The sequence below is a fragment of the Pseudomonas sp. SMSB3 genome, from assembly GCF_052041965.1.
GTDB lineage: Bacteria > Pseudomonadota > Gammaproteobacteria > Pseudomonadales > Pseudomonadaceae > Aquipseudomonas.
The window spans coordinates 128,411-141,415 of record NZ_JBKGGV010000008.1 but is presented as its reverse complement, the minus strand read 5'-3'; the positions used below and the strand labels follow the sequence as shown (position 1 = coordinate 141,415).

The 13,005-nt window shown below is 66.9% G+C and carries 10 protein-coding genes; all 10 read right to left on the bottom strand.

Annotated elements, in window-relative coordinates:
• Nucleotides 1-8: 8 nt before the first annotated feature.
• A complete protein-coding gene (locus ACLEJW_RS14875; RefSeq protein WP_440777818.1) occupies nucleotides 9-608 on the bottom strand; it encodes a glutathione S-transferase in 600 nt (199 codons plus the stop codon).
• Entirely contained in the window at nucleotides 605-4,249 is a 3,645-nt protein-coding gene (locus ACLEJW_RS14870; protein ID WP_440777817.1) for an AAA family ATPase, read from the bottom strand. Before ACLEJW_RS14870 ends, ACLEJW_RS14875 begins: the two co-directional genes overlap by 4 nt.
• Nucleotides 4,246-5,481 carry an exonuclease SbcCD subunit D C-terminal domain-containing protein gene (locus ACLEJW_RS14865; RefSeq protein WP_440777816.1) on the bottom strand — a complete coding sequence of 412 codons (1,236 nt, stop codon included), beginning with the start codon at nucleotides 5,479-5,481 and terminating at the stop codon, nucleotides 4,246-4,248. The genes ACLEJW_RS14870 and ACLEJW_RS14865 overlap by 4 nt, the downstream gene beginning before the upstream one ends.
• A gap of 105 nt (nucleotides 5,482-5,586) precedes the next feature.
• Nucleotides 5,587-7,212, bottom strand: coding sequence for a BatD family protein (locus ACLEJW_RS14860; RefSeq protein ID WP_440777815.1), 1,626 nt, complete (start codon nucleotides 7,210-7,212; stop codon nucleotides 5,587-5,589).
• Nucleotides 7,209-8,927, bottom strand: a complete 1,719-nt coding sequence (locus tag ACLEJW_RS14855; protein ID WP_313645852.1) for a tetratricopeptide repeat protein — start codon at nucleotides 8,925-8,927, stop codon at nucleotides 7,209-7,211. The genes ACLEJW_RS14860 and ACLEJW_RS14855 overlap by 4 nt, the downstream gene beginning before the upstream one ends.
• On the bottom strand, nucleotides 8,924-10,000 hold the full coding sequence (locus tag ACLEJW_RS14850; RefSeq protein WP_145181561.1) for a vWA domain-containing protein: 1,077 nt from the start codon (nucleotides 9,998-10,000) through the stop codon (nucleotides 8,924-8,926). The genes ACLEJW_RS14855 and ACLEJW_RS14850 overlap by 4 nt, the downstream gene beginning before the upstream one ends.
• Nucleotides 9,993-10,487 (bottom strand): DUF4381 domain-containing protein, encoded by a 495-nt coding sequence (locus tag ACLEJW_RS14845; protein WP_145181563.1) that lies wholly within the window; start codon nucleotides 10,485-10,487, stop codon nucleotides 9,993-9,995. Before ACLEJW_RS14845 ends, ACLEJW_RS14850 begins: the two co-directional genes overlap by 8 nt.
• Nucleotides 10,484-11,428, bottom strand: coding sequence for a DUF58 domain-containing protein (locus tag ACLEJW_RS14840; protein WP_145181565.1), 945 nt, complete (start codon nucleotides 11,426-11,428; stop codon nucleotides 10,484-10,486). The genes ACLEJW_RS14845 and ACLEJW_RS14840 overlap by 4 nt, the downstream gene beginning before the upstream one ends.
• A 3-nt stretch (nucleotides 11,429-11,431) precedes the next feature.
• Complete coding sequence (locus ACLEJW_RS14835) at nucleotides 11,432-12,391, bottom strand: AAA family ATPase (RefSeq protein ID WP_145181567.1); 960 nt, start codon at nucleotides 12,389-12,391, stop codon at nucleotides 11,432-11,434.
• A gap of 131 nt (nucleotides 12,392-12,522) precedes the next feature.
• Entirely contained in the window at nucleotides 12,523-12,876 is a 354-nt protein-coding gene (locus ACLEJW_RS14830) for a hypothetical protein (protein ID WP_145181569.1), read from the bottom strand.
• Nucleotides 12,877-13,005 lie beyond the last annotated feature (129 nt).

Sequence of the window (13,005 nt, the reverse complement as noted above, 5' to 3'; positions counted from 1 at the left end):
TGCGCACGTCACTGGGGTTTCGCCATCACCGCGGTGAACAGGGGCGAGGCCAACCAGGCCTGCAACCAGTCGCGCAAGCGCGGGTAGGGGGCCTGGGCGAACCACTGCGGTTCCACCCCGGCGAATTGGCGCATCAACGGCAGCAGCGCTGCGTCGGCCAGGCTGGGATGCTCGGCCAGCAGGTAGGGGCGCGCCGCCAACAGCTGCTCCAGTTCCGCCAGCCAGGCTTCTGCCTGCTGGCGGTAAAACCCGCGGCTGTGCTGGGGGTGGCGCTCGGCATACTTGTAGAGGTTCACCTGCGCCTTGAACGTGCTGTCGTTGCGCGCGATCAGCGCATCACCCTGTTGCGCTGCCTGCGGGTCGCCGGTCAAGCGCCAGTCCTGCGGGTCGTTGCATGCCAGCGCCCAGCGCATGATATCCAGGCTTTCCTCAAGAACTTCGGTGCCGGTGTCGAGCACCGGCACCGTGCCCTTGGGCGAGAGGGCCAGCAAGTGCGCCGGCTTGTTCTTCATCGCCACCTCGCGAATCTCGACCTCACAGCCGGCGTAGCGCAGCGCCAGGCGCGCGCGCATGGCCCACGGACAGCGGCGGAACGAATAGAGGATCATCCACACACCTGTACATCGCTCAGGCCGTTGCCTTGACGGCGCACCTGGATCTGCACCGGAATACGCTCATGCATCTCCTGCACGTGAGAGATCACCGCGACCTTGCGGCCTTGGGCCTGCAGGCCGTCCAGCGCGTCCATGGCCAACTGCAGCGACTCCGGGTCCAGGCTGCCGAAGCCTTCATCGATGAACAGCGACTCGATGCGCAGGGTGCTCGACGCCATCGACGCCAGGCCCAGGGCCAATGCCAGGGAAACCAGGAAGGTCTCGCCACCCGACAGCGAATGCACCGAACGCAGCTCATCGCCCATCTCGGTATCCAGCACCAGCAGGCCCAGGGCGCTGCCGCCGCGTTTGAGGCGATAGCGGCGGGCCAGCTGGCGCAGTTGGGCATTGGCATGGTGCAGCAGCAGATCGAGGTTATAGCCCTGGGCGATCTTGCGGAATACATCACCCGACGCTGAGCCGATCAGCGCGTTCAGTCGCGCCCAGCGTTGCCACTGCTGATTGGCCTGTTCGATGTGCGCCGCCAGTTCCTCGCTGGCTTGCTGTCGGCGCTGATCATCGGCTTGTTGGGCGCGCAGTTCGGCGCAGTGCTGCTCTTGGCTGGCGAGCCGCTCACCCAGCGCGAGCAGTGCCTGTTCGAGGTCTTCGACCGAAGCTTCGACGTTCATCTGGGCCGCATGTTGCTGCACGCGCTGCTCGCGCTCCGCGAGCAGCACACGGCCTTGCTCGATGGCTCTTTCGGCGCCCTGCAGGTGCTGGCGCAAGGTGACCATCTGCTGCTCATCGATAGCCAGCAGCCGATCGAGCCCGGCGTCATCGAGCTCAGGATGCGCTGCACGCCATCGCTCGATGTCGCCCTGTAGCTGCTGGCACTCAGCGCCCAGCGCTTGCAGTTGCTGGGTGTTGGCCTTGAGCTCGCTGCTCAGCTGTACGCCGTCGGTCTGCAGCGCTTGCAGGCGCTGGGCGGTATCGGCCTCCAGGGCGCGGGCCTGCTCGAGCTGGCTGTCCAGGTGCAGCTGCCAGGCGTCTGCGCTGGGCTGCTCGCCCAGCAACTCGGCAAGCGACGCCTGGGCGTGCTGGCGCTGGCCGTCGAGTGTGGCCAGCTGCTGCTGCAGCTGCTGCAGCTGCTGATCGCGGGCCTGCTGTTGATCGCGCAGCTTGTCCAACTGCAGCTGGCGGGCTTGTTGCTCCTGGGCTTCGTCACGGCGCTGCTGCAACTGCTGCAGGCGCTGGGCAATCTGCTGATCGAGGGCCAGAAACGCGGTGGTAGGATCGTTGCTCAGCGCGTCGAGGACATCGGCCGGCAATACCTCTGCCAGATCGGCCAGCCCGCGCTCGAGCTGCTGCTGATCGCTGGCCAAGGCTTGATGCTGCTGCTCGAGTTGGCGCTGCGCCTGCTGCTGCGCTTGCTCTGCTGCCTGCAGCTGCTGAGCCAGGCGCGCGGCGTCTTTTTGCAAGGTGAGCAGGGCGCTTTGGCGTTTTTCGTCCGCGCCGATCTCTTCGTCAAGGCGCCGCAGCTGGCTATCGAGCCAGGCGTTGCGGCCCTGGTCATCCTGCGTGGCGAGGGCAGGCCAGAGGCTGTGAGCCTGCAATTGCGAGGTCGCCGCCTGCAACTGCTCGCTCAGGTGCTGCTGATGCTGCTGGGCATCCTTGAGCTGGGCGTTGACCACGCCCAATTGGGTGCGCAGTTCGACCAAGTTGCCGTTGAGCGTTTGCACCTGCTGCTGCGCCGCCTGCTCTTCGGCCTGGTCGTGCCGGCCGAGGCTCTGCAGCAACGCTTCAGGTTGATGAAACGGGTGCTCGGCGCTGCCGCACACCGGGCACGGTTCGCCATCGCGCAACTGGCTGCGCAGTTCTTCGACACTGGTGTTGCGCGCCAGGCGCTGGCGTTCCAGCAGCTGGCGCGTGAGCTTGAGGGCCTGCTCGGCCGTCTCGAGCTCGGCCTTGGCCGCGGTGCCTTGGGCGATCAGTTGCTTACGTTGCTGCATGCCCTGCTGCTGGCGCTGCTGCAGGGCGTCGAGCTGCTGGCGCAGTTCGAGTTCGCGCCCATGCAGGCGCGAAGCCTCTTCGACGGCGCGATGCTGCTTGCGGTTGTCCTGCAACATGCTGCCCAGCAGGTCGATCTGTTCGGCCAGCGCTTGCGGTTCGGCCTTGGCCTCGCGAAACAGCACATCGAGTTGGTCGCGCTGGGCCTGCCACTGGGCATTGGCCTGGCTGGCGCGCGCTTGCAGGCTCGGCAGTTCCTCGCGACCCTTGGCCAGGCGGCCGCCCACCAGCATTACCTGTTTGAGCTGCGGCAGATAGGCTTGCCAGGCGTTGGCCAGTTCCGCCAGGTGCTGGCTGTCGGCCAGGGCGGTGTCGATCTGCAACAGCTGCTGTTCGCTGCGCTGTTGTTGCTGTTCGGTGCCCTGCACGTGCTGCTGAGCCTCGGCCAGTGTCGCCTGCGCCTGCTCGACGCGGCTGCGCTGGCTCGCCAGCTCCTGCTCCAGACGCGCCAGCGTGTCCTGCGTGGCGAAGGCCTGACGCAGCCGTGGCGCGTTTTCGCCCTGCATGGCCTGGCACTGCGCCAGGGCTGCGCGGGCGGTTATCAGCGCCTGTTCCGACTCGTGGCTCTGGCCTTGCAGCGTGGTGAGCAGGCGCTGCTGCTCGGCAATGTGCGCGGCCAAGGGCGTCATTTGCGCGGTGAGCACCTGCTGGCGATGGAGCTGATGACGCTGCGGGGCAAGCCGTTCCAGGCGCTGCAAGTCGGTGCGCTGTTCGGCCAATTGCTGCCATTGCTGCTCGGCCGCGTGCAAGGCTGCTTGTGCTTCGCTGAGCTGGGCGTGCAATTGGCGTCGTTGCTCGAGCCACGTGCGTTGCGCCTGCAACTGGCGCTCGCCGGCCTGGTCGGCCTTGAATTGCTGTTGCGCCTGCTCCAGGCGCTGATCGAGCTCGGCGCGGGCCTCAGGCGGCATCGGCAGCAGATGACTGGCGCGCTCCTTGAGGGCGCTGTGCGCCTCTCCAGCCTCGCGGCTCTTGCTGAAGGCGCGCTGGCCGAGGCGGGTATAGATGGCCGTGTTGGTGAGCTTTTCCAGCAATTCGCTGCGGTCTTTGTCATCGGCCTTGAGAAACGCGCTGAACTCGCTCTGGGCGAGCATCACCGCCCGGGTGAACTGCTCGAAGTTCAGGCCCAGGCGCGCTTCGATCAGCTGCTTGTACTCTTGCTTGCCACTGCCCAGCAGCTGTTCACTGTCCAGGTCGTACAGGCTCTGACGGCTCAGTTGCAGCTTGCCGCTGGCCTTGTCACGCGCTCGGTTGGCTTCCCAACGCGCGCGGTAGCGGTGGCCGTCGATGCCGACGAAGTCGACCTCGGCAAACCCGTTGCCAGTGCCGCGGCGCAGCAAGTTGCGTGGATCGGAGGTGGGAATGTCGCCCTCGGCGTCCGGCACCTTGGCTTCACGGCCGATGGCGTTGAGCCGTGGCACGGTGCCGAACAGGGCCAGGCACAAGGCATCGAGCAGGGTACTCTTGCCGGCGCCGGTGGGGCCGGTGATGGCGAACAGCCCGGCACTGGCCAGCGGTTCGGCAGTGAAGTCGATGTCCACTGGGCCGGCGAGTGAGGCCAGGTTCTTCAGGCGGATGGCGAGAATCTTCATGGCTGCTCCTCCTGCAACTGGACGTCTTGCAGCAACAAGGCGAAGTCGGCCAGTGTTTGTTCATCCACTGGGTTGCCGTAAGCCTGCTCCCAGGCTCGGCTGAATAGGTCCTGCGGGGTCATCTGCGCCAGTTCGACGAACTCCAGCGCCTGCTCGCCAAGGCCCGCGCCGGCATACTCGGCGCTGATGCGCACCAGGCGCACCGCCTTGCCCTGCAGCGCCGCTTCGATCTGCTGACGCAGGTCTGGTTGCGGCTCATCCAGGCGCACCCGGACTTCGAGCCAGGGCTGGCGGTTGGGGTCCTCGAGCAGATCGACCACCGGCAGCTCGGCCAGTTGTTCGAGCAGCTCGCCCAGTGGCGCGGGCCCGAGGCGCTGCAGCGCGACGGCACGGGGCACCGGGCGGGCTTCGACGCTGAGCAGTTCACTGCCTTGCAGCTCCACCTCCAGCACCTGATGCGGGTAATTGATCTCGGCGAACGACAGCGGGATCGGCGAGCCGCTGTAGCGGATACGGCTCTCGCGGTTGACCTGCTGCGGCTTGTGCAGATGGCCGAGGGCGACATAGCTGATGGCTGGGTCGAACAGCTTGGCCGGCAACGCTTCGGCATTGCCAATGATCAGGCTGCGTTCGGAGTCCTCGGACACCGCACCGCCAGCCATGTGCGCATGGCTGATGGCGATCAGTGCCTGGTCCTTCTTGCGCTTTTGCAGCGCCGCGCCAATAAGCTGCTGGTGCACCTGGGTGATGCCTTGCAGGTAATCATCGCCCAGCAGCGGCCCAGTGACTTCCGCCGGCCGCAGGAACGGCAGGGCCAGGCACCAGGCGGCGACCTTGCCGCGACCATTGGTCAGCGGGATCAGCAGGCGCTCGGCATCCAGTCGGCCTTCATCCAGCCAATGCACCCGGCCCAGCGCGTGGGTCCGCAAGCGGCGCATGAGCGCGGCGGGCAATTCGATGCGCGAGCCGGAATCGTGGTTGCCGGCGATCATCACGATGTCCAGCTTGGGCTGCTGCTCGTGGGCCTGGACAATGAACTCGTACAGCCGCTCCTGGGCTTTGACCGGCGGGTTGACCGTGTCGAAGATGTCACCCGCGATCAGCAGCGCGTCAGGCTGGCGCAGCTGTAGCTGGCCCAGCAGCCAGTCGAGAAAGCAGGCGTGTTCGAAGTCGCGCTCCTGGCCGTGCAGGCTTTGGCCCAGGTGCCAGTCGGAGGTGTGAAACAGACGCATGGAGAACCTGTTGGAAGAGCCGGTTTAGTGGGGCGCTATGGTAGCGCAAGTGGGCAGGGAGGGGTTGTGGGCGCCGCTGGGTAACGGCGCGAGCCACTGCGCCGCTCATTTCGGATAGAGCGGCGGCAAGCTGCCGCCCTCACTGACCGGCAGCTCGACCTGCTCGGCGGGCGGAATGGTGCCGATTGCTCGCCACAGGTCCTCGCCTTGCCAGTACTGCCCGCTTTCGCTGTACAGCGCCCCGTTCAGGCCATCCAGTGCATCGGACAGCGGCACGAAGCGCGCGGCCATCTCGGCCAGCGTCTGCGGTTGCTGGCGCGCCCAGGCATCGAGCGCCTGACGTGTGGCTTGCGGGTCGTTGGCCTGGCAGGCGCGCTTGAGGTCGTCGAGCAGCGTGCGCGGGCTCGGCCCGCTGTGCGCGGCGCGCAACACCGCCGGCTGCGAGCGGGCGCGCCACCATAGGCCAAAGCCCAGCAGCGTGGTCAGGGCCAGCAGCAGGGTGGCCAGCTGCCACGGCCAGAGCAGGGACGGCGTGCCGCTGCTGTCGCCCACCGGCGCCTGCGCGCTCAATGCCGGGTTGTCCTGCACGTTCAGGGTGCGCGCTGGCAAGCTGCTGTGCTCCAGGTGATCCTCCCGGGTGTTCCACCAGGTCACTTCCAGCGATGGCAGGGCCAGTGCGCCGCTGTGCACCGGCACCAGCGCTTCGCGTTCCTCGCGGTTGGCGGTCATGCCGCGCTCGCTGATTTCGTTGCGCAGCAGCGGTTGGTCCGGGTAGCGCCGCAAGCCGGCGATTTCGGTGGCCGGCAACTGCGGCAACTGGGTGCTCGACAGGCCCTCGGCGCGCAGCGTGACGCGGCGGGTCAACGAGTCGCCGATCTGCGGTTGCTGGCTTGCTGGGTCGGGGCTCCAGTGCTCCTCCAGGCTCAGGCTGCGGGCCGGTAGCCAGGGCGCGTTGGCCGGCCACGCTGGCGGAATCGGCCGCACCGTCAGGCGCAGCGGCAGCGAGCGGACTTGCACCTGCCGGCCCACGCGCGAGCTGCCGGCGGGTTGTTGGGCCGTGTCGGCGGCGGTGGCCGTGAAGGTCAGCGACGGCACATCGAGGCTGCCGCTCTGCTGCGGATACAGCGCATAGCGGGTTTCGATCACCCCATGGCGCACCCCGTTGATTTCCTTCTCGTAGGTGCGCGATTCACCCAGCGGTTCGACCTTGGCGTTGTCCAGCTGCAGGGGGCTGAGGTTGCTGTCGTCGTACAGCGACACCGAGTGATAAATACGCAGGGTCAGGACAGCCTGGGCCTGGACGTAGACTTCCTGCGTATCGAGCGTTGCCTCGATGAAGACTTGCGAGGCGCTGTCCGCACGGCTGGGGTCGGCCTGCATCACCTGCAAGTCGATGGCCTGGCTACGCGATTGCCCCAGCTGCAACTCGGGGATGCGCAGGCTGCCACTGCGCCGTGGCAGCAGCGTGATGATCCAGCGGGTGCTGGCACGGGTTTCACCATCGAGGGTGTGCAGGCTGTTCAGCTGGCGTGTACCGCGAACCTCGAAATCGCCTTCGAGCGCGCTCAGGTCGGGCTTGCCGAACTGCGTGACGTCCTGGCTTTCGAGCGTCAATTCGAGGGATTCGCCGGCCTCTACGCGGGTGCGGTCGACGCTGGCCTGCAGGGTCGGGAGCGCCTGGGCCATCAAGGTCCATAGCAGGCTCAAGAGAAAGACGACGAGGCGACTCATGGTGGGGTTCCCTGTTGCAATTGCTGTTCATACCAGAATTTGCGCCGCAGCAACTGCGCCGGGTTGTCTGGGATCTCGCGCAACCATTGTTCCAGCGCCTGGCGCTGTTCGGCGTCGAGGCTGGTCGAGGCCGGGCGCTGCGGCGGCTGGGTGAGGCTGTCATCGTCGCCGGCCTGGTTACCCGGCGCGCCCTGGCTCTTGCCATTGCCGTCGCCAGCCTGTTCGGCATTGGCCGCGCTTTGCTCGCCTGGACTGCCAGGCGCGGCACTGCTGGCCGAGCTGCTGTTGCCATCGGTGTCATTGCCGGGCGAACCTTGGGCGTCGCCGTTGGCCGGTTGCTCTTGTGCCTCGCCCTGACGCTGCAGCAGCAGTTGCTCGACCAAGGCCTGGTTGGCCAACGCCGGTTGTAGATCGGGTTGGCGCTCCAGCGCCTGCTCATAGGCATCCAGCGCCGCTTCCAGTTCACCGCTGCGGGCCAGGGCATTGCCCCGATTGTAGTGCGCGGCGGCGCTGTCGGTCTGCGCGAACGCCTCGGCGGCTCCCGCATAGTCACCGGCCTGGTACAGCGCCACACCACGCCATTGCGGATCGTGAAAGCGCTCGGCTGCCCGGGCCGGTTGCTGTTGCGACAGCAGGCGCTGGCCTTGCTGATCGGGGCGTAGCCACAGGTCTGCGAGTTCAAAGGCCTGGCTTGGCTGCGGCAGGGCCAGCAGCAATGGCAGGCAGAACAGCCAGCCGCGACGTCCGGCACAGGCCGCCAGCAGCAGCAGCGGCAACAGCAGCCAATAGCCTTGGTCGGCCCAGCTGTCCAGTTGCAGGGTCTGCCCGGCGTCGCGCAATTGGCGCGGGTTATCGAACAGGCCCAGGCCGCGCAGGTCGAGGTCATCGAGGCGGGCATGGCGGTAACGACCGCCGGTGGCATTGACGAAGGCTTTGAGCCCAGCGCCGTCGAGGCGGGGCACGAGGATGTCACCTTGATCATCCTTGAGGTATTCACCACTGGCCTGGCGCACCGGAGCGCCATCACGGGTGCCGATGCCCAGCATCAATAGGCTCGGTCCATGGCGCCCCAGGGCCTGGCTGATGCCCTGCCGCTCGCCTGCGCTGAGCGCCGAGGCGACCAGCAGCAAGCGGCCCTGGCCCAGGCCACTCTGGGCCAGCAGCGCCAGGCCCTTCTGCACCGCCAGATCGGCGCGTTGGCCTGCCTTGGGCATGATCGATGGGTCGATCGACTCCAGCAGGTTGCGCGTGGTGCCCAGGTCATCGGACAGCGGCACCACCGTATGTGCGCTGCCGGCGTAGACGATCAGCGCAGTCTGGCTATCGCGGCGGTGTTCGAGCAGGTCGAGGATCTTGCGCCGGGCCTGTTGCAGGCGATTGGGGGCGACGTCCTCGGCGAGCATCTGCGGGGTCAACTCCAGCAGAATCACCAGCGGGTCAGCCGGGCGCTGGCGGGTTTCTTCCAGGCGCTGCCAGCTGGGTCCGAGCAGCGCCAGCACGATCAGCAGCCAGGCCAGCCCCAGGGCGACCCACGGCAGTTTGTTCTGGTTGCCGCTACCACCGCCCAGCAGCACCGGGTGGAACGCCACCGGCAGAATCACCTGCCAGCGCCCGGCGCGTTTGCGGCGGTGCCAGAGCTTGAACAGCAGCCAGCCCAGCAGCGGCACAGCCAGCAGCCACAGCGGGCGCAACCATTGCGGCCACAGGTCGATCATCGCCGCCTCCGCAGGCGCAGGCGTTTGAGACGCTGCCGCCATTCTGGATGGGGTTGCAGGAAGCGGGGCTTGCGCATGGCCTTGAGCAGCAGGTTGTCCGGCCACTGCACCGCCGCCACCAGCAGCACACTGAGCAGCAGGGCCAGGGCCAGCGGCCAGGCGTACAGTGCCTTGGCCGTGCGCGCCTGGGTCGGCTGCTGGGCGACCGGCTCGAGGCGATCGAGGGTGTTGCCGATCGCATCCAGTTCGGCGCCGTCGTGGGCCCGGAAGTAAGCGCCCTGGGTGATGTCGGCGATCTCCTTGAGCGAGGCTTCGTCCAGGTCCAGGCTCGGGTTCAGCCCAAGCAAGCCCGGGGTGCCGCTGGCTTCGGGGTTGGCGCCGATGCCGATGGTGTAGATGCGCACGCCTTCCTGGGCCGCCAGGCGGGCAGCGGTCAGCGGGTGAATCTGCCCGCCGTTGTTGGCGCCGTCGGTGATCAACACCAGCACCCGGCTTTGCGCCGGCCGTTCGCGCAGGCGTTTGACCGCCAGGCCGATGGCGTCGCCGATCGCCGTGTTCTTGCCAGCGATGCCGATCTGCGCCTGATCGAGGAAGGTGCGCACGGTACGCCGGTCAAAGGTCAGCGGGGCTTGCAGGTACGCCTGGCTGCCGAACAGGATCAGGCCGACCCGGTCGCCTTTGCGCTCTTGCAGAAAATCGCCCAGCAGCGCCTTGACCAGGTCCAGGCGGCTGATGTCCTCGTCATGCCACTGCATGTCGGGAAAGTCCATCGAGCCTGAGACATCCACCGCCACCATCAGGTCGCGGCCGCTGGCGGCCACCGGCACCGGCTCGCCCAGCCACTGCGGGCGCGCTGCAGCCACCAGCAATAGCAGCCAGATCAGCACGTACGGCGCCTGTTGGCGCAAAGTCGGCAAGTTCAGGCGGGCACGGCGCCCGGCCAGGCCTTCGAGCTCGTCGAGAAAGCCCACCTTGAGCACCGGCTCGCCACTGTCGGCAGCGGGCAGCAGCAGGCGTGCCAGCCAGGGCAGGGGAAGCAGCACGAAGATCCATGGCCAGGCCAATTCAAACATGTTTGCGAATCCAGGTTTCCACCGCCTGGCTGAGCCCGGCGATGGCCTTGTCGTCCAGCTTGCACTCGGGCTTGTAGGCGCCCTCGACCAGTACCATCCAGCGAGTCAGGCCAGCGGCGGGGCAGCGGTTGTCGAGAAACGCCAGCCACTGCCGACCGTTGAGCGTATGGCTGTTGGCGCCGGGGTAATGATTACGGCACAGGCGCTTGAGCAATGCATTGATCTGTTGCAGCCAAGCGCCGGCCGGCGCCCCGTCGAAGGGGCGGGGCAGGCGGGCAAGCTCGGCCAAGGCTTCGGCGCGCACCGGGTCGAGCGGCAACTCGCTGCGCACCACTGGGCGCTTGCCAGGGCGCCAGCGCCGCAGCCGCCACAGCCCCCAGCCCAGCACCGGCAACAGCGCCAGCAGCAACCACCAGCCCGGTGCCGGCGGCCAGAGGCCGATCGGCGCTGGCTCGATCAGGGGTTGCAGTTGGTCCAACGGGTTCATTGGGCATTTCCCGGGCGCTGGGCGTTGAGGTATTCGCGCAGCTGTTCGAGCATCTCGCTCTGGGTGCTCAGCGGCATCAGCAGTACCCGCAGCTTCTGCGCCATCAGCTCCCAGCGCTCGACGCGCGCTTCGGCCTGTTGCCGGTAGGCCTGGCGCAGACTGGCATCGAGGGTATCGAGCTCCAGCTGTGCACCGCGCTGGGCGAAACGCAGCAGGCCGGCCGCGGGCAGCGCATGGTCGAGGGGGTCGGACACCGGCATCAGCAGCAGGTCGCAATGGCGCGAAAGCATGGCCAAGTGCTGTTCGGCCTGGGCACTCAAGGAACGCTCGTCACAAATGACGATGGCCAGGCTGCCGGGGCGCAGCACCTCGCGCGCCCGGCGCAGGGCCAGGCCGAGGCTGTCGGCCTGAGGCGTGGCTTCGGTGTGCAAGGCCTGATTGACCTTGGCCAGACGGTTGAGCAGCTGCAGCAAACTTTGCTTGCTGCGCCGTGGCTTGATCTCGTGGTGTTCGTTGTCGCCAAACACCAAGCCGCCGATCCGGTCGTTGTGGCCCAGCGCGGCCCAGCCGAACAACGCGGCCGCCTGGGCGACCAGCACCGACTTGAATACCTGGCCGGAGCCGAAGAACAGGCGCTGGCTCTGCTCGACAAGGATGAAGATCGGCCGCTCGCGCTCTTCATGGAACAACTTGGTGTGCGGTTCCTGGGTGCGCGCGGTGACCCGCCAGTCGATGTTGCGCACATCGTCGCCAGCTTGGTAAACCCGCACCTGGTCGAAGTCCACGCCGCGCCCACGCAGCTTGGAGTGGTGCAGGCCCACCAGCGGGCTGCGCTGGCCGGGCCGTGAAAACAGCTGGATCTCGCGCACGCGGTGGCGCATGTCGATCAGCTCGGCCAGGCCGATGCGGATGCCGGGTTCGGCCTGCGGGCGAGTGGGCATGGCTCAGGCGACGGCAACGACGTCGAGGATGCGCTGGACCACGCGGTCCTGGTCGACGCCTGCTGCTTCGGCTTCGAACGACAGGATGATGCGGTGGCGCAGTACGTCGAACAGCACCGCCTGGATGTCCTCGGGGCTGACGAAGTCGCGCCCGGCCAGCCAGGCGTGGGCGCGCGCGCAGCGATCCAGGGCGATCGAACCGCGTGGGCTGGCGCCGTAGGCGATCCAGTCGGCCAACTCGGCATCGAACTTGGCCGGCGTGCGCGTGGCCATGACCAGTTGCACCAGGTATTCCTCCACCGCGTCGGCCATGTACAGGCCAAGGATTTCCTTGCGCGCAGCGAAGATCGCCTGCTGGCTGACACGGCGCTCGGGCTTGACCTCGCCACCCAGGGCTTCGCCACGGGCCTGGGCGAGGATGCGTCGCTCCACGGCCGCGTCGGGAAAGCCCATCTTCACATGCATCAGGAAGCGGTCCAGTTGTGCCTCGGGCAGTGGGTAGGTGCCTTCCTGCTCGATGGGGTTCTGCGTCGCCATCACCAGGAACAGCGGCGACAGGTCGTAGGTGCTGCGCCCGACACTGACCTGACGTTCGGCCATGGCCTCGAGCAGCGCGGACTGCACCTTCGCCGGCGCCCGGTTGATCTCGTCGGCCAGAACCAGGTTGTGAAAGATCGGCCCCTGCTGGAACACGAAGCTGCCGGTTTCCGGACGGTAGATCTCGGTACCGGTGATGTCGGCTGGGAGCAGGTCGGGGGTGAACTGGATGCGGTGAAACTGCGCCTCGATGCCTTCTGCCAGCTCTTTGATGGCCTTGGTCTTGGCCAATCCCGGCGCGCCCTCGACCAACATGTGGCCGTCCGCCAGGAGCACGATCAGCAGCCGCTCGACCAGTTTCTCCTGGCCTAGGATCTGGGAGGAAAGAAAGGTGCGTAGCGCATTGAGCGCTTCACGGTGTTCCATCGGCGACGGTTCCTGGGTCTGCGCCAGGGTGCGGGCAGCCTGGCAGGGGAGCCTACTTTAATCTATCCGCGATGCCGCGTCGAAATCTGCGCGTGACCTTTGCCGGGTTGCCTGCCGGCGGTCGAGCGTGCTTACAGCTCGCTGACGAACGTGCCGGTGCCGTCGAGAATGTTGCGCAAGGTCAGCGCTACCTCCTCAAGGTCGGTCGCCGCCGAGGTGAGGAGGATCTCCAGGGTTTCATCACCCTTGAGCGCATCGCGATCACCGGCCGCCACCTCGATCAGCAGCCGCTGGGCGCTCAAGGTCGCTTTCAAGCCGTCCAGCGTCGAGGGCTCATCGTCCAGGGTCAGGTCCACGGTGTCCTCGTCGGGGTAGCGGGTGAGCAGGAACATCTGCCCCTTGTCGCTGTGGCAGCACAGCGTCGCCATGTTGTCTTCCTCATCATCGCAAGGGGTGGCGAACAGCACGGCGGTGTGGATTTGCATGGCTACGACTCGGGTTTTCTGTGATGGGAGGGAATTCTGACAGCCTTGCGGGCATCCATAAACGTAAAGTTGCCAGCCCTTGACCGAAATTGTCGCAGCCTCGCAAGCGGTAATGACCGCTCAGTCGTT